The sequence below is a fragment of the Mesotoga sp. UBA6090 genome, assembly GCF_002435945.1.
Taxonomy (GTDB): Bacteria; Thermotogota; Thermotogae; order Petrotogales; family Kosmotogaceae; genus Mesotoga.
In genome coordinates this window covers 1-21,924 of sequence record NZ_DIXC01000035.1, presented here as the reverse complement: position 1 = coordinate 21,924, position 21,924 = coordinate 1, and the positions used below count along the sequence as shown (strand labels likewise).

General features: G+C 42.0%; 19 protein-coding genes and 2 pseudogenes. 19 read left to right on the top strand and 2 right to left on the bottom strand.

Going from position 1 to position 21,924, the window contains the following annotated elements; genetic code table 11:
• A pseudogene (locus B3K42_RS05155) lies at nucleotides 1–281 on the top strand (IS1634 family transposase); the annotation flags it as partial.
• Nucleotides 282–667: 386 nt separating this feature from the next.
• On the opposite strand, the pseudogene B3K42_RS05150 reads toward B3K42_RS05155, so the two are convergent.
• Together B3K42_RS05150 and B3K42_RS05145 are read right to left on the bottom strand one after the other, a co-directional pair.
• A pseudogene (locus B3K42_RS05150) lies at nucleotides 668–1,659 on the bottom strand (nucleotidyl transferase AbiEii/AbiGii toxin family protein).
• Nucleotides 1,634–2,278: a DUF6088 family protein gene (locus B3K42_RS05145; protein ID WP_292597296.1), complete on the bottom strand. Its 645-nt coding sequence runs from the start codon at nucleotides 2,276–2,278 to the stop codon at nucleotides 1,634–1,636. Before B3K42_RS05145 ends, B3K42_RS05150 begins: the two are co-directional and overlap by 26 nt.
• Nucleotides 2,279–3,378: 1,100 nt before the next feature.
• Between B3K42_RS05145 and B3K42_RS05140 the strand changes: the two genes are divergently transcribed.
• From B3K42_RS05140 to B3K42_RS05055, 18 genes are all read left to right on the top strand, one after another.
• Nucleotides 3,379–3,651 (top strand): AbrB/MazE/SpoVT family DNA-binding domain-containing protein, encoded by a 273-nt coding sequence (locus B3K42_RS05140; RefSeq protein WP_103134221.1) that lies wholly within the window; start codon nucleotides 3,379–3,381, stop codon nucleotides 3,649–3,651.
• Between the two features lie 9 nt (nucleotides 3,652–3,660).
• On the top strand, nucleotides 3,661–4,098 hold the full coding sequence (locus tag B3K42_RS05135) for a putative toxin-antitoxin system toxin component, PIN family (protein ID WP_110990345.1): 438 nt from the start codon (nucleotides 3,661–3,663) through the stop codon (nucleotides 4,096–4,098).
• A gap of 221 nt (nucleotides 4,099–4,319) precedes the next feature.
• Nucleotides 4,320–4,490, top strand: a complete 171-nt coding sequence (locus B3K42_RS05130) for a hypothetical protein (RefSeq protein ID WP_181419053.1) — start codon at nucleotides 4,320–4,322, stop codon at nucleotides 4,488–4,490.
• Nucleotides 4,491–5,536: 1,046 nt separating this feature from the next.
• Nucleotides 5,537–5,785 carry a hypothetical protein gene (locus B3K42_RS05125; protein WP_258367513.1) on the top strand — a complete coding sequence of 83 codons (249 nt, stop codon included), beginning with the start codon at nucleotides 5,537–5,539 and terminating at the stop codon, nucleotides 5,783–5,785.
• 672 nt (nucleotides 5,786–6,457) lie between these two features.
• A complete protein-coding gene (locus B3K42_RS05120; protein WP_110991264.1) occupies nucleotides 6,458–7,741 on the top strand; it encodes a sugar transferase in 1,284 nt (427 codons plus the stop codon).
• Entirely contained in the window at nucleotides 7,741–8,556 is an 816-nt protein-coding gene (locus tag B3K42_RS05115; protein WP_110991265.1) for an NAD-dependent epimerase/dehydratase family protein, read from the top strand. The genes B3K42_RS05120 and B3K42_RS05115 overlap by 1 nt, the downstream gene beginning before the upstream one ends.
• Nucleotides 8,556–9,260, top strand: a complete 705-nt coding sequence (locus tag B3K42_RS05110) for a sugar phosphate nucleotidyltransferase (protein ID WP_110991266.1) — start codon at nucleotides 8,556–8,558, stop codon at nucleotides 9,258–9,260. Before B3K42_RS05115 ends, B3K42_RS05110 begins: the two co-directional genes overlap by 1 nt.
• Nucleotides 9,257–10,228: an NAD-dependent 4,6-dehydratase LegB gene (locus tag B3K42_RS05105; RefSeq protein WP_110991267.1), complete on the top strand. Its 972-nt coding sequence runs from the start codon at nucleotides 9,257–9,259 to the stop codon at nucleotides 10,226–10,228. Before B3K42_RS05110 ends, B3K42_RS05105 begins: the two co-directional genes overlap by 4 nt.
• 9 nt (nucleotides 10,229–10,237) lie before the next feature.
• Nucleotides 10,238–11,341, top strand: coding sequence for a LegC family aminotransferase (locus tag B3K42_RS05100; RefSeq protein ID WP_181419144.1), 1,104 nt, complete (start codon nucleotides 10,238–10,240; stop codon nucleotides 11,339–11,341).
• A complete protein-coding gene (locus B3K42_RS05095) occupies nucleotides 11,325–11,960 on the top strand; it encodes an acetyltransferase (RefSeq protein WP_110991268.1) in 636 nt (211 codons plus the stop codon). The genes B3K42_RS05100 and B3K42_RS05095 overlap by 17 nt, the downstream gene beginning before the upstream one ends.
• A gap of 67 nt (nucleotides 11,961–12,027) precedes the next feature.
• Nucleotides 12,028–13,284 (top strand): glycosyltransferase family 4 protein, encoded by a 1,257-nt coding sequence (locus B3K42_RS05090; RefSeq protein ID WP_110991269.1) that lies wholly within the window; start codon nucleotides 12,028–12,030, stop codon nucleotides 13,282–13,284.
• 73 nt (nucleotides 13,285–13,357) lie between these two features.
• Nucleotides 13,358–14,476, top strand: a complete 1,119-nt coding sequence (locus B3K42_RS05085; RefSeq protein ID WP_110991270.1) for an N-acetyl sugar amidotransferase — start codon at nucleotides 13,358–13,360, stop codon at nucleotides 14,474–14,476.
• 27 nt (nucleotides 14,477–14,503) lie between these two features.
• Nucleotides 14,504–15,613 carry a glycosyltransferase family 4 protein gene (locus B3K42_RS05080; RefSeq protein WP_110991271.1) on the top strand — a complete coding sequence of 370 codons (1,110 nt, stop codon included), beginning with the start codon at nucleotides 14,504–14,506 and terminating at the stop codon, nucleotides 15,611–15,613.
• Nucleotides 15,614–15,819: 206 nt separating this feature from the next.
• Nucleotides 15,820–17,112 carry an O-antigen ligase family protein gene (locus tag B3K42_RS05075; RefSeq protein ID WP_146227093.1) on the top strand — a complete coding sequence of 431 codons (1,293 nt, stop codon included), beginning with the start codon at nucleotides 15,820–15,822 and terminating at the stop codon, nucleotides 17,110–17,112.
• Nucleotides 17,109–18,266, top strand: a complete 1,158-nt coding sequence (locus tag B3K42_RS05070) for a glycosyltransferase (protein WP_110991273.1) — start codon at nucleotides 17,109–17,111, stop codon at nucleotides 18,264–18,266. Before B3K42_RS05075 ends, B3K42_RS05070 begins: the two co-directional genes overlap by 4 nt.
• Nucleotides 18,267–18,331: 65 nt before the next feature.
• Nucleotides 18,332–19,351, top strand: coding sequence for a polysaccharide biosynthesis protein (locus B3K42_RS05065; protein ID WP_110991274.1), 1,020 nt, complete (start codon nucleotides 18,332–18,334; stop codon nucleotides 19,349–19,351).
• Between the two features lie 4 nt (nucleotides 19,352–19,355).
• Nucleotides 19,356–20,237, top strand: a complete 882-nt coding sequence (locus B3K42_RS05060; RefSeq protein ID WP_110991275.1) for an SDR family oxidoreductase — start codon at nucleotides 19,356–19,358, stop codon at nucleotides 20,235–20,237.
• 513 nt (nucleotides 20,238–20,750) lie between these two features.
• Nucleotides 20,751–21,764, top strand: coding sequence for a glycosyltransferase family 2 protein (locus tag B3K42_RS05055; protein WP_110991276.1), 1,014 nt, complete (start codon nucleotides 20,751–20,753; stop codon nucleotides 21,762–21,764).
• Nucleotides 21,765–21,924: the final 160 nt, after the last annotated feature.

The window sequence follows — 21,924 nt, the reverse complement described above, 5'->3', positions numbered from 1 at the left end:
TTCGTCCCATATACCATTACACAGATGCGAGGGTGAAGGGACACATAATGATCTGTTTCCTTGCACTTGTAATGGAAACTGCCTTATGCAGAAAGCTGAAAGAGATTGGAAGTACTTTCTCTTACGCAGAAATGCTTGAAGACTTGAAAGAGATAAGAGCAGTTGAGCTAACTGTAGAAGGCAAACGCTTTCTTGCAAGGACTGAAATGATGGGCAATGCTTACGACGCTTTCAAAGCACTCAAAATTAGACCACCGGATCTGCTCAAAGAGATTGCATAATAGACCACTGTGGTGGTACGTCTGTTTTTCTTTTCATTTTTTCCCTTGTTTGGCTGTTTTCAGATTCATTGCTGTCAAAGTTGAGTATGAGATTAGTGATCAAGATAAGTCAGTTACTATTCTGCATGTGGGCCATCGCAGAAATGTATACAAGAATCTTTGAGACAGATTGTTGACGCTTGAATCAGATAAAAGGAACACTATCTTCTTAAAAGTCAACCTCTCCTTCCGCTCCATAATCAAGAACGAATTACCTTGACGTGCAGCGCAGGAACCGCTCCCCCACGGATTGCTTTCCTGAACTAGAACAGAGTTCCTGGCTCCGAAACGTAGAACGGCTCTTCCCAAGGACGGATCCACGCTATTGGACGAAACAAGGGCGGCTCTTAATGAGTTCTCATTTCTTGCTCAAATTCGCGAAGAGTGGCAAGTATTCGTTCAAAAGAAGGGACCGTACCAAATATCATTGGCTTCATTTTTTCAAAGTCTTCTTCTAGTTTCTTTACTACATTGTTGGGCGGTACTAGGCGCAACGTTGCGGGAAGTGCTTCTTCGTATTTTGCCCACGCGCAATGAAAGAACTTATCCTTGAATGCCGCAACCTTACGAAGCAATTTGATGTCCTCAAGTGCTTCATGTTTGATCGGGGTGTTGCACAACATATGAAGGTCATAGTAGTGCCTGGAATACCTGATTGGTGGCCTCCCGTTTTTCCTGTTAGCTTCACGGTGTAGGATAGTTGCTTTTTCCCAAAATGTACGTTTTGCTTCTACTGTTCTTACAAGAGTACTCGGCATACGAAAAGCTTTAGGAAATTCCTCGGCGGCATATGGAGTAATGGGTTTATCGGCAGATGGAGACCACGCCGCCAAGGGTCCGATCTCCAGTCTAATTTCCTGCAGGAGGCTCTTGTCAGTGAATATCTGTGGATATCTAAAGAGAACGGTCTGAGAATCATCAGGATCGACATGCAAATCGAAATCTTTAATGAACGAACTCAATGATTCTTCTAGACTCGGAACAAACTCGGTAGCGAGGAACCGTTCAGTTCTCAAAGCTGCTTCCTGATTAAAACTCTCTTGCTTCGCGTTTGATCTTGATTCCCATGGCTGGGTTAACGAATATCCAAGAAGCCTCCAATCAAGTATCAGATCGATATCTTCAGAAAAACGTTCTATTGCTTTATATACCTTTAAAGAGACGTTCCACCTTTAAAGGCAAAATGCTTTGAATACTTGCTTTGATGAAAGAGAACCTCAAGCAGGAAACATACCCAAAAGTCCTTCTCTATAATTGCCGGACTGATACCCCTTCTGGTTGCAGTATTTCCGAAAATGGCTCCCAGGTTTGAGCTAGCCTCGTTGGCGATTCGATACACTATTCCCGCTCCTTTCAATCAATCTGCAGATTTCCTCATAAATCCATTTCCTGCTCTTCTGAACTCGCTTCCCTAACACTTCTAGTTCCTTCTTGCTGAATCTTCGAAGGATCCTATTCCTGACATCAGGAGAAATCCGCTCCTTGCCCAGAGTCTTAAGTGATTCAAGGAGGGCCGCTTCCTTGTAGCTAAGTTTGCTTATTTCACGAATAGTTCTATGCCTGAACTCTATTTTCCTTCCGTCACTGAGAGATACAGTTCTACATGGGCCATCACTTACGTATTGAAAGACATTTGGTACCTGAGTTGACAAACCCAACATATTTAAAGCTGTTTCCTTGTGCGGAGCGATTTTCCAGCCGTAGGCCTCTGCATAGGCTCTAGCAAACTGATCAGGATCTGAAGCAACTTCCTCATTTACAAGTATGTTGAATTCCGAGGACTTATAGAAGCCCCTCGAAACACGGATTAACCTCCCCTCCATTTCCAGGCGTGAGAGAGCTTTTCGAATACTATCATAAGTACCGAATTTTGAAAAATCAGAGATAGAGTAAATCCTTGATTTTGGATTCCTCTTTATATAATTGGATATTCTCTCCCTGGTGCTTATTTCTTCCATAAGGTTCACTCCTCTGGTCACAAATAGTATATAGTATTTGTGACAACAAAGCAAGCATTATTCCCATTGAATAAGAACTACAATGCAATTACAGCTCAACTTGTACACTTCGAGTCAAAAAAATGAAGAAGAAGGAAAGTCCGGAATCCTGACTAGGAGAACGAGGATGACCTGAAGAGAGAGTATCCTACCTCAACGAGCCTGTAAATGCTTCTGCTTGGAATTGTATTCACGGTCTCTATTCCGCCATCCCGTAGAGCCTGCCCCCAAATCCAACCTCCTTGTCATCCCGTGAACTGCCAACGGACAACCTTGTCTAATTTGACTGGCCTGCGTCAGCAGACTGGCGGCGGATGCTTCTCCGCCAATCGGTACTGGCCTTGAGGTTCTTGCCCGGCGAAGCCGGAACTGGCCAGGCGCAGCCTGACTGGCCACCGAAGGTGACTGGCCTCGCCGAAGGCGAGACTGGCCTGCGTCAGCAGACTGGCTCCTTTCTGCCTTCTGCTTTGCGCCTGTGAGAGGGCTTCCCCCTCTTCGGGCGAACAGCCGTTCGCCCCTACAAGAAGAATATGATTCTGAATGGGACCACAGATCAAGAAGATCGGTAAGCGGCTCTTCGCTTTGTTCCTGGCGCGAAAGCGCCAGCATCATTTCTGCTCTTGATCTTTCCTACCCCCTACCCCGTACCTGCTACCACGCAATCAGTCTCACTTCTGCGGATGGCCCTCGGCGCAAATCAATCCCTTTTTTCGAGCTTTTATAACCCGGTTTTGATAACCCGTTCTTGCTAACCCGCCCCTTATAAACCGATCTTTGCGTTTTTTCGGAGAACGGAGAACCGTTGACGGTTGACCTGAGAGGCTTCCTGCGAAGCAGCATCACTTCTGCTCTTGCGAGACCCTAGACCCCACACCCCAGACCCGGGCTCTTAACCAAGAACCTGGACGCGCAGCGTCGGAACAAACAACGAAGAACAAAGCTCCTGGCTCTGAGACGAAGAACCGATCTTCAAAAAATTGAGTCCCTTCTTTTCACGTTTTCGCATAAACAAGTGCAAGATGCTATAATACTAATAAAGTAATATATGAAAAGGTGATTATATGGAATTAGTAAAAGCTGGAAGAAGCAGACAGGTCACGATACCAAAACAGATATTCGATTCTCTTGGACTGAAGGAAGGCGACTATGTACAGGTCGAAGTAGAAGGCGGCAGAATCGTGCTTACGCCTGTTGCCGTGATTAACAAGGAAAGGGCAAAGTCAGAGTTTTTTCAGTTGGTTCAGAAGTTGAGGACGAACGCCGAAGCCCTCACCGAAGAGGAAATTGAAGAAGAAATCCGCACAGCTCTCAAAGAGTCGAGAAGAGAAAAGTGACCAGAAAAAATGGAAAGAGTCGTACTAGACACAAATGTTATGATATCCGCAATCATATCCAGCAAAAGTTCTCCTGCAAGAATCCTTGACTTCTGGAAAGAGGGCGTTTTTGAGCTTGTTTTCTCTGAAGAAACTCTTCAAGAGCTTATAGATGTCCTGTCTCGACCAAAACTGTTACGCATCACCGGGATCAATAAAGATCAGCTGGATACGTTGGTTTCTTACCTGAGGTTGAGCTCGATCGTAATTAACTGCCCGGAAGATATCGAAATCAGAATCGAAGACTCTGATGACACTAAATTCATTACATGTGCAGTTCAGGCGGGTGCAAAATACATTGTTTCTGGAGATCATCATCTGCTTGACCTAAAGGAAATCGAAGGAATTGCAATTGTCACACCCTCAGAGTTTCTGAGAAAATTTCTGGACTTTCGAACTGAATCCTGAGCTCAAGACAGGCGCGGGAATTTCATTCGAGTCACACAGAAAGAACCTGAAGAAAAGTTTCCTGGCTTTACTTGTTCCCGTATTTCATATAGTGATCGTTGAAAGGCCCGCTTCTTACGAAACACGAACGCTGTGAAGTGGAATTCTACATTTACCTTCCGCAAGCAAGCAATCCATACCCAATATGATCAAGACCAGATCCCAGATCGGAGTCCCGAATAATGGGACGCCAAAAGGCGAGATCCTGGCTAGGAGATCGCCAGAATGACGTGAAGGGAGTAAGACTGTTGAAGGAGCGAAAACCGGGACTGACAAATCTATTCATGTCTGTCCCATTTTTCGCGTTCGCTGGCGCTGAAAGATCAAACGATCCCGAAACAAGTTCGGGATGACCCTGAACAGAGGCATTTCAGGGTAACCTCTGTGCAACGAAAAAAATGGTTATTCCGAAAACCACCCATCCAGTCATGCTAAACTCGTTTCAGCATCTAGGTCTTAAGAGCTGCTGTACGCTTAAGAACGAAAACCCGCTGAACGCTGTAAGCAAAAATAGGGATTGACAATTCTCCTCATGTCTGTCCCATTTTTCGCGAATTCACGCATTCATCATCGTAGATGTCTTCAAAGAATAGATCCCGAAACAAGTTTGGGATGACAAGGTGAGGGAGCTCCTGAAGTTGCCACCTAGGTAAAACTGTCTCAGCATTATTACCTGAAGATACCAAGACGGTGAAATGCTTTTCTTCTCAACGCCCGGGACCCTACACTCGATACCCTGCTATTTGTGTCATGCTAAACTCGTTTCAGCATCCCGGCAGGCTTTCCGAAAGCATCACATCCCGTCATTCTGAACTTGTTTCAGAATCTCGACGATGCACTCTTGTTGAATGCCAATAACGAGCTTACTTATTAGCGCTTGAGAAAAAGGGCTTCTTTCTTCTTCTTGCAACTTGCATCATGGAACTTGCAACCGGATCTTTGGACGCTGGACGGCCAACGGATTTTGGCCCCCTTCTTCGGGCGAACAGCCGTTCACCCCTACAAGAAGAATTTGATCCTGAATGGGATGACAGATAAAGAAGATCGGTAGGCAACTTTTCGCTTTGTTCCTGGCGCGTAAGTGCCAGCATCACTTCCTCGCGCAGCGAGCCTCACTTCTGCGGATGGCCCTCGGCGCAAATCAATCCCTTTTTTCGAGCTTTTATAACCCGGTTTTGATAACCCGTTCTTGCTAACCCGCCCCTTATAAACCGATCTTTGCGTTTTTTTCGGAGGACGGTGGACTCATAACGGTTGACCTGAGAGGCTTTTCGGCGCAAGTATGTAACGCTTCCAACATCAAGTTTGTTTCACGACCAACATTTGCTATAATCTCTTCTGATACGTAAGAAAACGTTTGATCACTTGTTCTTGTAAGGAATCGTGGGGTGAAAGGGTTATGAAATTGATTCCAACAAGAAGATCGGATCTGAAGAACTTTAAGCTTGCACTTCTAGTTCTCACATTAGGTATGTTAGTGGCATCAGCTTACGCAACCCACTGCGTGTTAACAAAAGGCGAAGTTCTTCAAGCCAATCCCAGACTCTGGATAGTTGTAGTCGGAGTGTACATCTTGACAGCTTTGAGTGCATTGTACTATCTTGTGCTTGAGAGATCGTACCGAAAACGCCGCCGCAGCGACTGGTAACAAAGAGCAGTTGTTGGTTGTTGGTTATTGGTTGTTGGCAAGAGACAAACCATGGCTTCTTTCGCAAGACAAAGACCATCTACGCTCAGCTTTGTCTTTTCCAGCCTTCAGCGACCAGCGTTTCTTATTCAAGCGGTTCTTCCGCCCGCGTAGCGGTACTGGCCAGGCGAAGCCTGACTGGCCACCGAAGGTGACTGGCCTCGCCGAAGGCGAGACTGGCTTCCTGAAATGTTACACCAGCAAACTTTACATCCCAAACTACTTCTCGATTTTTCATCTCGATCATCACATAATTGGTTGTGAGCATAACTCACATTTCGAGTAAAACCATGTCTGTTGTCGCTTATGTTTGTTGCCGAACCCCCTACCCTTAATCCCCCACCTCGGTTATCGAATAATGTTTACAATAGTATTGTAGATTAAATCTTGACTAAAATACGAATGGATTCTATAATTGACTGTGAATGCTCTCAGAGATGTCTAATCGCTTATACTCAGAACCGCGCAAAATTGAACTAGCGATCGAATAATGTTAACATACATTAGACAAGAATTCAGTTCCCAAGCGAATTATTAAGCTAGTGTAATTGCTATCCTAACTAGAAGAAGCGCTATCCAAGGTATTTACTTCAATCATAAGATTGATTGTCATGAATAAGGAGGGGAGAAGGTATGATAAGAAGAATTGCGAGCCTAAAGTATCTTGTCGCTATGTTCCTCTTCGTTACCCTCTTCTTCATTCAATCGCTTACACTCATATGGTCCCCGCTCTTTGTTTTTCAAGCTTTCATTCTCAATGTAGCCATAATGCTCGGCATATATGCCTTCAGGGGCTTCGATAACTCGACGACTTACTCTCTAAACTCATGCATAGTCTCATACATATCTGGAACGATCCTGGGTGTTCTCTTTGCTCTCCTTCCTATTGTCTTTATGAAGCCCAGACTCCCAAGACCGACATTCTATGTGACAGCCCTTATTGCGGCCTTTATCTTCCCCCTTCTCTCATGCATGCTTATGAGATACAGCATAAAGCATCTTCCCCCTAGAAGATATCTTGTCATAGGCAGAGAAGAAGACCTCGGCCCCATACTCGAAGAAGTTAAGAAGGCCTCGATGGGCAAGATCGAAATCTACTCCTACATGAACCCATCGGCAGCGACATTAACAGAGGCCATATCATTTGAAGATACGAAGCCCTTCGATGCGATACTGATTGGAGATCCTGAACTTGCGAAATCAGTCAGGCCAATATTGAACGAAGCAATTACAAAGAATACAAATATTGAATACCTTCCAACACTTGTTGAGAATTCACTTCATAGAATTCCTATAGAGATTATCGAGAGATTCAGCGAGTACTATGAGATAGTTTTTTCCGAGGCAAGAATCTCAAGGAGAATCAGAGTTGCTGACATAGTCTTTTCGTCAGCTCTGCTTGTTCTATTTTCTCCGTTCATTCTCTTCAGTATCCTTTACATTCTCATTCGCGATGGAAGACCGCTCTTCTTCACGCAACCACGCCATGGACTAAACGCGAGAATATTCAAAGTGTATAAATTCCGAACAATGAACGAGCCTGAAGAGGGGGAAGACCTCCCCACACTGACGAAAAGCGGCAAGCTCTTGCGCATGACACGACTAAACGAGGTCCCCCAGCTTTTTTTCGTACTCAAGGGTCACATGAGCATAGTAGGCCCGAGACCCGACATTCCCTCTACCTATGAATACTGCACGAAAGAGATACCTTTCTACAGATACAGAACCAAAGTAATGCCCGGGATAACAGGCCACGCCCAGGTGCTTTACAGATACGTCGATAAACTCGAATACGACACATTCGCCAGAAGGCTTTCATATGATCTTTATTATGTCAAGAACATGGACTTCAGGCTGTATCTCGCGACAATGCTTCGTACGGCAGAAGTCATGATCTTTCGAAGGGATGCGAAATAGTGAAACAAGTCTTTGTCTCAAACGTAGAGAATTGGCTGAAGCCACATATGGAAAGAGTCTTTCAAGTATCCTTCTCAGAACAGCTAAAACACTCGAATTACAGCAGTTTCGACCCAGAGATTCCTTTCATAATCGGCTTCGAATACATTGGCGAGTTTACAGACATTGGTTCTCTCGGAGATGTGCTTCACCTTGCGGCTCAATCGAGCAAACTCAAGACTATAATCTATCTCTCTTCTTACGGAGTGTACGCTCCGAAAATGGGTAAGTTCAGAGAGTCAGACGTAGTATGCCCCAAGAACTTCGTTGGGACAAGGGCCGCTATTCTCGAAGACATACTCGTCTATCTTGCAAATCGCTACTCCCTTGATCTTACAATCCTTCGACTTTTCAATCCTTATGGGCCTTATCAATTATCACCATATGTAGTACCGACAGTTCTCGAGAAGATCGCATCTTCCGGAACTGTAAACATAGGAGACTCGGAAAAAGTCCGCGACTTCTTCTACATCTCCGACCTCATCGATCTTCTGGGTCTGATCGTAGAGAAAAACCCTAAGGGAATAGACATCTTCAACGTCGGATCCGGAGATCCTATGTCAATAAGCACTCTAATAACTAGAGCGCAGAAAATCACAGGAGGCGAGTGCGACGTATTGTTCGATGCCACAAAGCTCCGGGAAGAATATGATTACGACTACGCAGTGGCGGACATAAGCAAGATAAAAAAAGAGCTCGGTTGGGAGCCGAAGGTAAGCCTTGAAGAAGGGCTGGCATTGACTTATCAGTGGATACTTGGCAGGAGTGGCAAGTAGTGTTCAAGTACGGCTTCATTATGGCTGGCGGACAGGGCAAGAGACTTAGGCCCCTGACCGCAGCTATACCCAAGCCTCTCTTACCAGTGGGAGACAAGCCAATAATCCAGCTGATAATCGAACACATGAAAGACTTCGGAATAGTAGATATCTTTGTTTCAGTAAACTACAAGAAAGAGATAGTAAAGAGTTTTGTCCGCGATGGCTCGAGATACGGAGTAAACATAACCTATATCGAAGAGCTAGAGCGTACAGGAACGGCTGGCTCTCTAGCCCTTCTTCCTGACGATTTCGATGATAAGATCATTGTCTCAAATGGCGATTTGATTTGCGATGTAGATTATTCGGTTATCAATGATCTACTGAAAGAGTACGATCTTGTACTTACAGGAATCGAAAGAAAGATTCCTTTGGATTTTGGTGTTCTCAAAACAAACGGTTCCCCAGAGCTAATAGATTGGGAAGAAAAGCCGAAGCTTAAGTACATAATAAACGGCGGGATCTACGGTATCTCACAAAAAGTGATAACCTATATAAGAGAGAACATACCAAAGCATCAGTACATAGATATGCCAACTCTCTGGAGAATGATGAAAGATAACGGAATGAAACTGGCAGTTCACGTACACACTGGAAGCTGGCACGATGTCGGAAGAATGGAAGACTATATAGCACTCACAGGAAACGGAGAGGATTCTAATTGAAAGCGCTCGTAACTGGAGCCGGAGGCTTCATAGGCTCTCATCTAGCAGAATATCTCATTCACAAAGGCTTCGAAGTAAAAGCCTTCGTCCGCTATAACTCAAGGAATAACTGGGGCTGGCTAGAAGAATCGCCTTACAAAGATAAAATAGAAGTCTATACCGGCGACATACGAGACTTTGACTCGGTGAAAGATGCTATGAAAAACGTTGACGTCGTCTTTCATCTAGCAGCTCTGATCGGAATCCCTTACTCGTACGTCTCGCCGCTGGCATATATAAAAACAAACGTTGAGGGAACCTACAACGTGCTCCAGGCTGCAAGAGAGCTTAAGACGAAGAAAGTGATCCACACGTCCACGAGCGAGATATACGGCACGGCCCAGTACGTCCCGATAGACGAGAAACACCCCGTCAATCCGCAGTCTCCTTACGCGGCGACAAAATCGGGAGCCGATCAGCTGGCCTTGACCTTTCACCGCTCTTTTGGTCTGCCCGTCACCGTAATCCGTCCTTTCAACACCTTCGGCCCGAGACAGTCGGCGAGGGCTGTGATCCCCACAATCATCTCTCAGCTCCTAGCCGGAAAGAAGAGCATAAAGCTCGGCAACCTAGAGGCAACCAGAGACATGAACTACGTGCTGAACACCTGCGAGGGCTTCCATCATGTAGGTCTTCATGAGAGAAGCACAGGAGAAGTGATAAACCTCGGCTCGAACAGAGAGATATCCATAAAGGACCTCGCGCAATTGATCGCGAGCCTAATGAATAAAGAGCTCAAAATTGAGATAGACGACCAGAGAATAAGGCCCGAAAAGAGTGAGGTCGAAAGGCTGCTCTGCGACAGCTCGAAGGCAAAAGAGCTAACCGGTTGGGAGCCTAGACACACTCTCGAGGAAGGCCTCAAAGAAACGATAGCCTGGCTCGAGAACAACATGGAGTACTATAAACCCGACATATATAACGTGTAGGTGATGAAGATGGATACGATATTCCTCGATGCACCAAACCTCGGAGAACTCGAAAAGCAATACCTGCTCAAATGCGTCGACTCTACGTTCGTCTCGACTGCAGGGCCATTCATACCGGAGTTCGAGGATAAGTTCGCCCGGTACGTGGGCACCAAGCGGGCCGTCTCTACCCAGAGCGGCACAGCCGCAATTCACCTCGCGCTCCATGAACTCGGCGTTGGCCCGGGAGACGAAGTGATCGTCCCAGTCATCACCTTCATCGCCTCGGTAAATCCCATAGTCTATGTGGGCGCGACTCCGGTTTTTGTCGATATCGATCCCTCCAGCTGGAACATGATTCCGGAACAGGTGGAGAAGGCTATAACAAAGAAGACAAAGGCAATACTCCCCGTTCACATCTACGGAAACCCCTGCGATATGGACGCGCTAACGAAGATCTCTGAATCATACGGCATACCCATTATTGAAGACGCGACCGAAAGCCTAGGAGCTTCGGTTCACGGACAAATGACAGGCACCTTCGGCTCTATGGCCTGCTTCTCTTTCAATGGGAACAAAGTCATCACCACTGGCGGCGGTGGAATGATAACCACAAACGACGAAAAACTTGCAGACCACATGAAATTCCTCGTCAACCAGGCCAGAGACGAAAGCAAGGGCTATTACCACCCCGAGATCGGCTTCAACTACCGCATGACTAACCTCGAAGCCTCGCTCGGTCTGGCCCAGTTCGAAAGACTGCCCGATTTTCTCCAGAAAAAAAAGAGATACTGCGAAATATACAGAGAAATACTCACATGCGTAAAGGAAATAGAGTTTCAGGAAGAATATCACGATTCTGTTAGCTCCTGGTGGCTCTCGTCTATAAAGATAAACCACCCGACAAAAGGCATCCCCCAGATCCAGAAAGAACTCAAAGAAAAGGGAATACCGACGAGAAGAGTATTTGTCCCGATAACGGAATTCCCCCCATACGCTAAATATAAAAGAAAAGAATACCCCAACTCATACGAACTGTACGAAAAGGGGCTGAATCTCCCTAGCTCTACGCTGAATAGCGAGGAGCAAGCGGAGTTTGTGGCAAGGAGTATCGTTGATGTCATTAAAGCCTGACATTGTTCTTGTCGGCGGCGGAGGTCATTGCAAAGTGGTGATCTCTATCTTAAAAAGGCTGGATACGTTCAACATAACAGGTATCTCCGATCTAGAAGAGAACCTTGGTGAAGAAGTCTTGGGAATAGAGACCAGATACACGGATGATCAACTGGAAGAGTTGCACAATGGAGGTATCAAATACGCCTTCGTCACTCTTGGAAGTGTAGGCATTCCTGATAACAGGATCAGACTCTTTGAAATGCTCAAGCATATTGGATTCGAAATCCCGTTAATTATCTCCATAGACTCAATAGTTGACGAGTCAGTAGAGATAGACGAAGGCACTGTAATAATGCCGGGAGCGATAATAAACCCCGGAACAAAGATCGGCAAGAACTGCATCATAAACACCGGGGTGATCATAGACCACGATTGCATGATTGGAGACCATGTTCATATCGCACCGGGTGTGACCTTGAGCGGCTCAGTCAAAGTAGGTGCAGGTTCTCATGTGGGAACTGGAGCATCGGTAATACACGGAATTGAAATTGGATCAAGGGTAATTGTTGGCGCAGGCAGTGTCATAGTTAATACAATACAAGACAACAAAAAGGTAATGGGAGTACCGGCGAAATGAGAGATTTGTTTACTAGTCAACTTCAAACATATTGCACAACCTACATGAAGGCAAAGTGGACTGCTTTATGAAAACAAAAGTATGGATTCTTAATCACTATGCCACAGATATGTTTTTCAAAAGAGGTGGACGTCATTACTGGTTTGCTAAGTACCTAATTAGAGATGGGTATCAGCCGACCATTTTCTGTGCAAATACAAGACACAACACAAAGAATCAGCTAATAAAAATAGAACGAGGGAAATGGAACACAAATGAAATTGATGGCATACCGTTTGTTTTCGTTAAAACAACAAACTACTTGAGCAACGGTCTAGACCGAGTAAGGAATATGTATTCCTTCTATAGAAACATATTCTTAGTTGCTAAAGAATATGCGGACGCTTATGGAAGTCCTGATGTAGTTCTTGCATCTAGTGTTCATCCCCTTACTTTAGTAGCAGGAATAAAAATTGCAAAAAGATTTGGAGTTCAATGTATTTGTGAAGTGCGCGACCTATGGCCAGAAAGTATAATAGCATACGGAAAAATGCGATCAAGTAGTGTTTTGGCTAAACTACTGTATGCCGGAGAGAAATGGATATATAAGAAGGCAGACAAGCTGATTTTCACGATGGAAGGTGGAAAAGATTACATCATTGATAAGGGTTGGGACAAAGAGCACAGAGGTCCTATTGATATAGAGAAGGTATATCACATAAACAATGGTGTAGACCTTGAGGATTTTGAGCACAACAGGAACAGCCACATAATTGAAGACGAGGATCTTAAAAACGATGATCTTTTCAAAGTAGTATACACAGGTTCAATAAGAAGAGTCAATAAAGTAGGTAAGCTATTGGATGCCGCTAAATTAATAACCAATAAGAAAATCCGTTTCCTTATTTGGGGTGACGGTGATGAATTGGCATCGCTGAAGAAGAGAATTATTGATGAAAAAATCGATAATGTAATATTTAAAGGATGGGTTGAGAAGAAGTACATTCCATATATTACTAGCAAAGCTCAACTCAACGTTATTTGTGGAGATAATATCCCCTTATTTCGGTATGGAGTTTCAATGAACAAGTTATTTGATTATTTCGCAGCCAGAAAGCCAATTCTCGTTACTTTCAAGGCCGGGAAATCTCTAATAGAGAAGTATATGGTTGGTGTGGAATTGACTTCATCGGATCCACTGACTATTGCTAAAAGTGTCGTAGATCTCGTTGATAATGGACAAGAAATGTGTACACGATATTCTATGAATACCGAAAGTGCGGCAAGAGAGTATAGCTTTGATAATTTGACTCGTAGACTTATAGAGATAATAGAGATGGAATAAACTTCTGGAGCAGCTAAAATAGGTTCGATTAATTTTTTCGTGGTTGTTTCAGCACATGCAGGAGGAATGACAGATGGGAGTAAAGATTTGTTCTCGATGTGTAATGGATAATGAGTCTGATAAAACAATAGAATTCCTTTCAGACGGCACATGCAATTACTGCAATTACGCATTATCAAGAAAAGATCAGGTTTACTTCCCAAACTCAGAAGGTGAGAGAAAACTCGAGCTCATGATTAATAACCTTAAAAGAGAAGGCAAGGGGAAAGAATTCGATTGCTTGATGGGTTTGTCAGGAGGGCTAGATTCTTCATTTCTAGCTTATTTGGGTTCTACTAAGTGGGATTTAAGAATCTTGGCAGTGCATATAGATGATGGTTTTGATACGGAAATTGCGAAAAGCAATATCAAGAGACTCTGTGAAAAATGCAAGATCCAGCTAATGATAGAAAAACCTGATGAAACTCAGTATGTGGACCTATTGAGATCATTCATTCGAGCTGGCGTCCCTGGAATCGCGATTCCTCAAGACAATGTGCTCTTAGCTTCTCTAAGAAGATATGCAAAACGCTTGCATCTGAAAAACTACCTTTCTGGAGCTAATTTCTCACTTGAATCAATCCTACAAAGAGGAAATGGACATACAGCAGCTGACAGTGTGCATATTCGTGCAATACACAAAGAATATGGTGAGGCTGCACTGAATTCGTTACCCCTAATAAGCATTTTTCAGAGATACATTGGTCAAAAATACATCGATCGAATAAATACATATCGTCCTCTTGATTTCATTGAATACAACAGAGATCAAGCAATTAGAGAGCTTGAGAGTGAAATGGGATTCAATTATTATGGAGGAAAGCACTATGAATCAGTTTTCACGAAGTTTGTCCAAGTTTACTATTTGCCTAAGAAATTTCGCGTTGATAAGAGAAAGTCGCATTTTTCGAGTTTAATCATATCTGGCCAGATGACAAGGGAAAGGGCTTTAGAAGAACTGAAGAAACCTCTATATGATGAGTTACAGATGGAGCAAGATATCTGCAATATTCTCCAGAAAATTGGGATGTCCAGAGTTGAGTTCGATAGGATCATGAAAGAACCAGCTAAGTCACATAGCGATTATCCCGTTTCAAGGCTAGCAAGATTCGCAGGCTTAGCAAGGAAATATAGACATGTGTTATCTGACTAAGTTTTGGGATTTACAGTAGGTGGATATATGCGAATTCTGCATCTGTGCAACGACTATTACAACTCAACATTATACAGAAATATGCATGAAAAGCTTCTTTCTTATGGATTAGATTCGCTAGTGGTTGTCCCAGCTGTGTATAATAGCGACAACAGGGCTGAAGAAAAAAATGTCAGGCAGATCAAGTGCTTTGGAAACTATGATAGATTCTTCTACTATAGAAAACAGAGAAAAATTACAAGATCGATAGAGGAGCTGACGCACCAATATAAACCTCAGATAATTCACTCACATTTTGTGTTTAGTGGAGGTTATACATGTCTTAAGATTAAGGAAGAATTGGGTATTCCATATGTTGTGACTGTAAGAAACACGGACTTGAATTTGTTCTTCAGACGGATGCATCATTTGAGAGGAACTGGAATAGAAATACTTAGAAGAGCAGATAAGATAGTATTCATTAGCAAAACGTATCTTGATAAGTTGCTTGAGAAGTACATACCGGTGCCAGATAGAAAAGCAATTGTTGACAAAAGCGTTATTCTACCGAATGGCATTGACGATTTCTGGTTTGAGAATAGGCCTAGAAGTGCTCATTCAATCGAAAATGGAAAGATTAAGCTGTTAACGGTTGGAGCAATCAACAAGAATAAGAATCAAATTATAGTAAGTTCAGTAGCAAATTACTTAAGAAAAAAAGGATATGATGTTGAGTACACAATGGTAGGAAAAATAGAAAACAGAACGCTGTTCCGAAAGATCATGGATCAAGGATTGACAACCTATGTTGAGCCTAAACCAAAGGAGACGTTGATCGAATACTATAGAAGTTCGGACATCTTTGTTATGCCGTCAATTCACGAAACATTTGGCCTTGTTTACGCTGAAGCTATAAGCCAAGGTATTCCCATCATATACACAAAGGGGGAAGGATTCGATAGTCAGTTTCCGGATGGTACCATTGGGTTTTCTGTCAAACGTAACGATGCAGACGATATCTCTTGTAAAGTGCTTTCTATTTTAGATGATTACGATAATATTAGTGCAGAATGCCTTGCGAAGAGTGCCAAATTTAAATGGGATACAAAAGTTGAGGATTACATTCGACTTTACCAAGAAATTGGATATAGACATTGAGCACATTGCTAGTAAGTTTTGGCAGGTTAGAATCGACCAAGAGTATAGTAAGAAGAGAATGACTGATTGTCGTCACTTATAGGTGTCTTGCTTGAATCTTACAAACCACGAATGTATAGAGGACCACAGTACTGTGTTATCTGATCGGAGATGATTTTCACTTGATTGAGACAGATATAAGTGTTGGTCAAAAGAGCAAATTATTCATGAAAAAGAGGTATCGAAAGATACTTATTGAGCAATTGATTCCCATTCTTGCAATGATGGGCTCGAGCTTTTTTTTCGTGATAACAGCGATTCTGGGTTTTGATTATAGCGGAATTGGAAGCAGTAATACCCTCCTTATTTATTCTCTTATTATTCTTGTGGCTACGGCAGTATTGTTTGGAAAATCATTCATATGGAATGGGGCAAAGATCACTCAAAAGGATTTGTTTCTGCTTCTTGTCATGGTTGTAGTTTTGCTGTCTTATTTGACGTCGAGCCTGTTTTCTGGGCGTCTGAATCCAACAGCAACAACTTTTTTTCTGCAATTCTTGGCGTTCTCTCTACCAGCAATTCTCGGTGCTCTATACTTATCAAGAATGCAAACAATATTCGAGATGGCCAAATTGCTCGAGTTAGTTATGCTACTTGTTACTCTGAGCATTTTCGTTCGACTAATAATTCCTGCTTTTCGAGGTGTGAGACTCCTGACTTTTGGTGGCGCTTATTTCGGACAAATCGGCTCATATCTGTCAGCCTTTGCGTTTGGATTGAACTTGTATTTCTTGTTTGAAGGGAGTTACCATGATAGGTTCGCATTATTCAGAAGTATGTATTACAAACTTTTGTGTATTTACTTGTTATTTATTCAGATTATTGGCTTCATTATTACTGGTGGCCGCGGTGGGGCAGTATTGGGAGCTATCTATTTGCTATACATGTTGCTTACTAGATTATCCCTGAGAAAGCTCAAGTACTTATTGACGACAATTGGTTTTCTGTCATTTCTTGTGATTACACTAATAGCAATTTGGCCTTTATTAATGCAGATTAGCGCCTTCCAATATGGGCTTTTTAGAGTGACGCAGTTCATAGGTTCGGGTGGTGGTATAAACTGGGCGGGAACGTCGGGAAGAGATATTGTGTACCGAAGCGCCCTTGAACTAATTAAGCAGAGACCAATTCTTGGTTATGGGATTTTTGGTATGTGGGATTTCAGTTACTACCCACACAATCTCTTCCTCGAAGTATTGTTGCAAGGCGGTGTGATCTATCTTGTTATTATGTTAATTGTTCTCTTTTTGTTTGCATGGAAGGTTACTCATTTGATTAGTAAGGATAGGCGCTACAAGCTTTTGGTTGTTCTTTTTATGTATCCATTTGTTATGCTTATGTTTAGTGGAACGTACCTAAGTACACCTCAGTTCTGGTTTGTACTTGTCTTTGTCCTAGTTAGCAGACAAGGCGCTGGTAAATCTATGAATACTATGCGGAAGGTTGGTATTTCACAATGAGCTGTCTTCTTAGTATAGTTGTTCCAATAAAGGGCAGTTACGAATACGTTAAGTCCATTATCAGGAAGATTGAAAGTATTGATTCATATGAGATAGAGATAGTTATACAAGATAACTCTGAACGCAATGAGGGGATTATTGAGTTCCTTTCACACTCGCCTTGTAAGAAATCAAAGTATTTTCATCGATCATCTAAGATGACAATGACAGAGAATTTCGAGTTAGGTATTGCTAATTCTTGTGGAGAATATCTTTGTATCCTTGGAGCCGATGATAATGTCTCCTCAAAAATTCTTGATGTTGCAAAGTATTTGATGAGAAACAATATTGAGTCCGCAATCTTCAGGAAAGCTTCTTATAATTGGCCGGGAATGAAGTTTAGAGCTCACAAGCACCGACCAAACCTTACGATTCACAAAACGACTGGAGATATTAAAAGAATTGATGTTGAAAAAGAACTAGAATATGTCAAGAAAATTGGCGCAGTTTCCTTAGCAAGACTCCCAGAACCATATCATGGCATAATAAGAAGAAAATCTCTGGATAGAGTACATGAAAGGACTGGAAGATATATACCCGGCGCATGTCCGGATATGGCAATGGCAGTGGCCTTGTCACAGGTAGTTAAGAATCATATTATGATTGATGCTCCTATAACAATAAGCGGGCACAGTTATAGTAGTGCAGGGGGCAAAGGAGCAAGGGGCGAACATAAGGGTAGTTTAAAAGACAAGACTTTTCTGCCTAGAAACATCGAAGAAACTTGGCCTTCAGCTATTCCAAAAATCTGGACGGGTCCCACAATATACGTAGATTCTCTGTCAAGTGCTCTTAAGGCATTTGGAAAACAGGAGGATTTTGCTGAATTAAACATAGAAGCAAATTATGCGACGATTAGTTTATTTTTCCCAGAATACAGAAACCTAGTAAAAGAATATATGAAAACGAAAGACATCAACATGACCAGATTCTATTATGAATTTGTTCGCAAGTTTGCAAAACGAGCCTCTGTTTTCGTTAAGAACTGGGCAGTTTCACAATTAGGGATTTCACTAGATAAAGTATTTTACAACATTCAGAATTCGCTAGAAGCATCAAAGATAGTTGATGATTATATTATGTCTAGACTGGCTAATGCACCATATATTCAGTGAGGAAAACTGTTTGAATTTTCGATAGACCCGCTGCAACTATTGCAGATTCAGATTGGAGGTTAGTTATGTTCGACGATTCAATACTTCTTATAACGGGGGGAACAGGATCCTTCGGGAATGCCGTCTTGAAGAGGGTTTTAGAATCCAAAGTACGAGAGATAAGAATCTTCTCACGGGATGAGAAGAAACAAGATGACATGAGGAAACTGTATAAGAACGATAAACTCAAATTCTATCTGGGGGATGTTAGAGATTCAAGCAGTATCAAGAGTGCTCTTAGAAATGTTGATTTCATTTTTCATGCAGCTGCTCTGAAGCAAGTGCCTTCTTGTGAGTTCTTTCCCCTTGAGGCTGTGAAGACGAATGTTATTGGAACGGATAATCTTCTTGATGCTGCTATTGAATTTGGGGTTAAGAAAATTGTCTGCTTATCGACTGATAAAGCAGCTTATCCGATTAATGCTATGGGAATATCTAAAGCAATGATGGAGAAAGTTATTATAGCAAGGTCACGAACAATCTCTTCCGAAAAAACACTCATTTGTACAACTAGATATGGCAACGTTATGGCTTCAAGGGGATCTGTAATTCCTGTGTTTGTAGAACAAATAAAGAAAAGACAGCCAATTACTGTTACTGACCCTAATATGACAAGATTCATTATGAGTCTAGAAGAAGCGGTTGAATTGGTCCTTTATGCTTTCGAAAACGCTGAATCTGGTGATATTATGGTTCAGAAATCTCCATCTTCATATATTCGAGATTTATCACAGGCTATTAAAGAGCTCTTCGATGCAGACAATGAAATAAGAGTTATTGGTACAAGACATGGAGAAAAGAGATACGAGGTCCTCCTAACAAAAGAAGAAGCAGCAAAAGCAATTGATTTGGGAAGATTCTTTAGAGTCCCTGCTGATAATAGAGATTTGAACTATCAAAAATACCTTGAAGAAGGATCTCATGAAATTTCTAGAACAGATGAATATAACTCAAACAATACAACAATTCTCACAGTAGATGAAATCAAGAAGAAGTTGATGAGTATTGAATATATAAGATCTGAATTGGCAAGATGGAAGAGGTGAGTCGATGAGATACCTTGTATTAGGTACTGCTGGAATGGCAGGTCATATGATATCTATTTATTTAACAGAAAAAGGGCACCAAGTAGTTGGGTTTGATCGTTCTGAGGTGTCTCACTGTGAGTCAATTCGGGGCGATGCTAGAAACCTGGATTTCGTAAGAGGTGTAATATCTCAAGGTAAATTTGACTCAGTAATAAATTGCATAGGAATTCTGAATCAATTTGCTGACGACAATAAAGAACTTGCAGTCTTTTTGAACTCATATTTCCCTCACTTCCTTGCTGAAATAACCAAAAGCATGCATACGCAGATAATACACATGAGTACGGATTGTGTTTTCTCTGGAAAGAGGGGTAGTTATATAGAATCTGATTTGAGAGATGGGGAGACTTTCTACGATCGAACTAAAGCTCTAGGCGAACTTGAAGACGAGAAAAACATAACCCTTAGAAACTCGATTGTCGGACCGGATATGAACGAAAACGGAATAGGTCTTTTCAACTGGTTCATGAAGCAAAACGGAACGATAAAAGGTTATACCAGAGCAATGTGGACTGGACTCACAACCCTTGAACTTGCCAAAGCAATGGAACAGGCCGCCACGAGAAGAGCAAGTGGTTTGTACAACATGGTTTACAGTGAACCGATAAGTAAATATAATCTGCTCAAGTTGTTTAACAAATATATGAGAAACAATGAACTAAATATCGAGCCTTTTGATGGTTTCGTTGCAGATAAATCTCTGAAAAGAACCAGGTTCGATTTTAGTTACAGTGTCCCTCAGTATGAGACAATGATATCTGAAATGGCAGAATGGATAGAAAGTCACAAAAGCCTTTACCGCCATTACCTCAACTTGTGCACTCTGACAGGAAGAAGTAAATAAAACAGGATCATTGAAAAAGGCACGAAGTGTTTATATTTTAGTGTTGATCAAACCGAGAATTAATCACATTCGACCACTCCGTCCACTTATTTCGAAGCTCTTTTGTTGATGATTCTTCTATGCTTTTCCTTTTTCCTCACTTCATTTATCGAAGTACATAATATAAGACTGAAGCAATATCTAAAGGAGTAATTACCTTGAAAAGCATTAGTGAAATCTTGCAGATCAAGTGGGATTAAGAAATGCTATTTGCAGTCTTTAAATCATGAGGAAGGAGAAGAATCGGAATTTTAGTCCAAGTTTGTGTTGATCTTCGTTACATGAATTGGATATCATCCTTTTTTTGTTTTTTGGTAGCATTGAATGAAGAGAATCAAAATCTAGCTTAAGATAGAGCGTTAGGGTCTCTTGTAACTATATCTTTGATGTTAAACTTTTCATAGAAGATGCTCTTTTAGCTTAAATGAGATGCTAACCAGCATTTTGAAATGATTATTAGCAAAGGAGAAGCAAATGAGTTTCAGTGTAATTGTCCCAACATATAATAGCGACTACAAAAAAATCATTATCACTCTACAATCCGTAATTGCGCAAAGGTATGAAGATTATGAAATAATTATTACTGACGATGGTTCAGAGAGGGAGTATTTTGATAGGATAGAGAGCTTTCTCAGAAGCGTATGTTTTGATAATTACCTGCTAATACGTAATAAGAAGAATCGTGGAATTGTCGGTAATCTAATCGAAGGTCTTAAGGCTGCGAAAGGTAAGTTTGTAAAGGGTTTAGGACCAGGAGATCTTCTTTTTAATGAAAGGTCCCTCCAGGAGATGAGTGATTTCCTAGAGAACAATTCCTTCGGATTAGCCTTTGGAAATATGTATGCATATTCTATCGTCAATGAAGGAGTTGCCAAATTCTCAAATTTCGATGCTCCAAAGAATAAGAGTGTATATCGAAAGAAGAACTCATGCCCGCTGAACAAGCTAAAGAATCTTCTTCTCTTTTCTGATTGGCTTTCAGGAATTACCTTGTTTTTTTCCAGAGAGTACTTTCTGGAATACTCTCTAAGACTTTACAATAACGCAGATGTTAGATTCTGTGAGGATTTAGCACCAGTATTGGTTTTGCTTGAAGGCGATGATATTGGTTATTTGGACAAGAAGATCGTATGGTATGAGTATGCTTCTGGAATATCCACTAATAATGAGACATTCGCGAAAGCATTACTAAGAGAAGACCATGTAAAATTTGAGAGCTATCTGGTCTCCAATTACGGAGAAAATAGATTCGTCAGAGCTCTTCCCAAATTCCGTTCGAGAATAGAACAGATTTATAGCATTAGAAACGTATTCTTGCGATATCTTTCCATGATGATTAGAGAACCGGGATATTATCATTTCAAGGCCAGAGCCAAGATTCATCAGATATTGAATTCCCTGATACTTCGCCTAGACAAGAAAGAAGAGGAAACTACTTTTTTCTATGAGCAGCTTCTTTTCAGGACTCGAAATGGTTGTGACAGCTAGGCATGATGAAGTCTGTGAACACGTGACTATTGTCTGCAAGAGATAATAGCTATGTTTTTTGCAACTAGGAAATGGCTCTTCCTCAGATTATCTGGAATAACTCATTATCACCTTCATGTTTCTGGCAAAATAGAAATGGCTCTTCCTCAGATTATATGAA

What these genes read in the sequence shown, in the direction of transcription:
- B3K42_RS05145 (WP_292597296.1), bottom strand. Translation starts at nt 2,278, where the DNA reads ATGGAAGAAATAAGCACCAGGGAGAGAATATCCAATTATATAAAGAGG.
- B3K42_RS05140 (WP_103134221.1), top strand. Translation starts at nt 3,379, where the DNA reads ATGGAATTAGTAAAAGCTGGAAGAAGCAGACAGGTCACGATACCAAAA.
- B3K42_RS05135 (WP_110990345.1), top strand. Translation starts at nt 3,661, where the DNA reads ATGGAAAGAGTCGTACTAGACACAAATGTTATGATATCCGCAATCATA.
- B3K42_RS05130 (WP_181419053.1), top strand. Translation starts at nt 4,320, where the DNA reads ATGGGACGCCAAAAGGCGAGATCCTGGCTAGGAGATCGCCAGAATGAC.
- B3K42_RS05125 (WP_258367513.1), top strand. Translation starts at nt 5,537, where the DNA reads ATGAAATTGATTCCAACAAGAAGATCGGATCTGAAGAACTTTAAGCTT.
- B3K42_RS05120 (WP_110991264.1), top strand. Translation starts at nt 6,458, where the DNA reads ATGATAAGAAGAATTGCGAGCCTAAAGTATCTTGTCGCTATGTTCCTC.
- B3K42_RS05100 (WP_181419144.1), top strand. Translation starts at nt 10,238, where the DNA reads ATGGATACGATATTCCTCGATGCACCAAACCTCGGAGAACTCGAAAAG.
- B3K42_RS05095 (WP_110991268.1), top strand. Translation starts at nt 11,325, where the DNA reads ATGTCATTAAAGCCTGACATTGTTCTTGTCGGCGGCGGAGGTCATTGC.
- B3K42_RS05090 (WP_110991269.1), top strand. Translation starts at nt 12,028, where the DNA reads ATGAAAACAAAAGTATGGATTCTTAATCACTATGCCACAGATATGTTT.
- B3K42_RS05085 (WP_110991270.1), top strand. Translation starts at nt 13,358, where the DNA reads ATGGGAGTAAAGATTTGTTCTCGATGTGTAATGGATAATGAGTCTGAT.
- B3K42_RS05080 (WP_110991271.1), top strand. Translation starts at nt 14,504, where the DNA reads ATGCGAATTCTGCATCTGTGCAACGACTATTACAACTCAACATTATAC.
- B3K42_RS05075 (WP_146227093.1), top strand. Translation starts at nt 15,820, where the DNA reads ATGAAAAAGAGGTATCGAAAGATACTTATTGAGCAATTGATTCCCATT.
- B3K42_RS05070 (WP_110991273.1), top strand. Translation starts at nt 17,109, where the DNA reads ATGAGCTGTCTTCTTAGTATAGTTGTTCCAATAAAGGGCAGTTACGAA.
- B3K42_RS05065 (WP_110991274.1), top strand. Translation starts at nt 18,332, where the DNA reads ATGTTCGACGATTCAATACTTCTTATAACGGGGGGAACAGGATCCTTC.
- B3K42_RS05060 (WP_110991275.1), top strand. Translation starts at nt 19,356, where the DNA reads ATGAGATACCTTGTATTAGGTACTGCTGGAATGGCAGGTCATATGATA.
- B3K42_RS05055 (WP_110991276.1), top strand. Translation starts at nt 20,751, where the DNA reads ATGAGTTTCAGTGTAATTGTCCCAACATATAATAGCGACTACAAAAAA.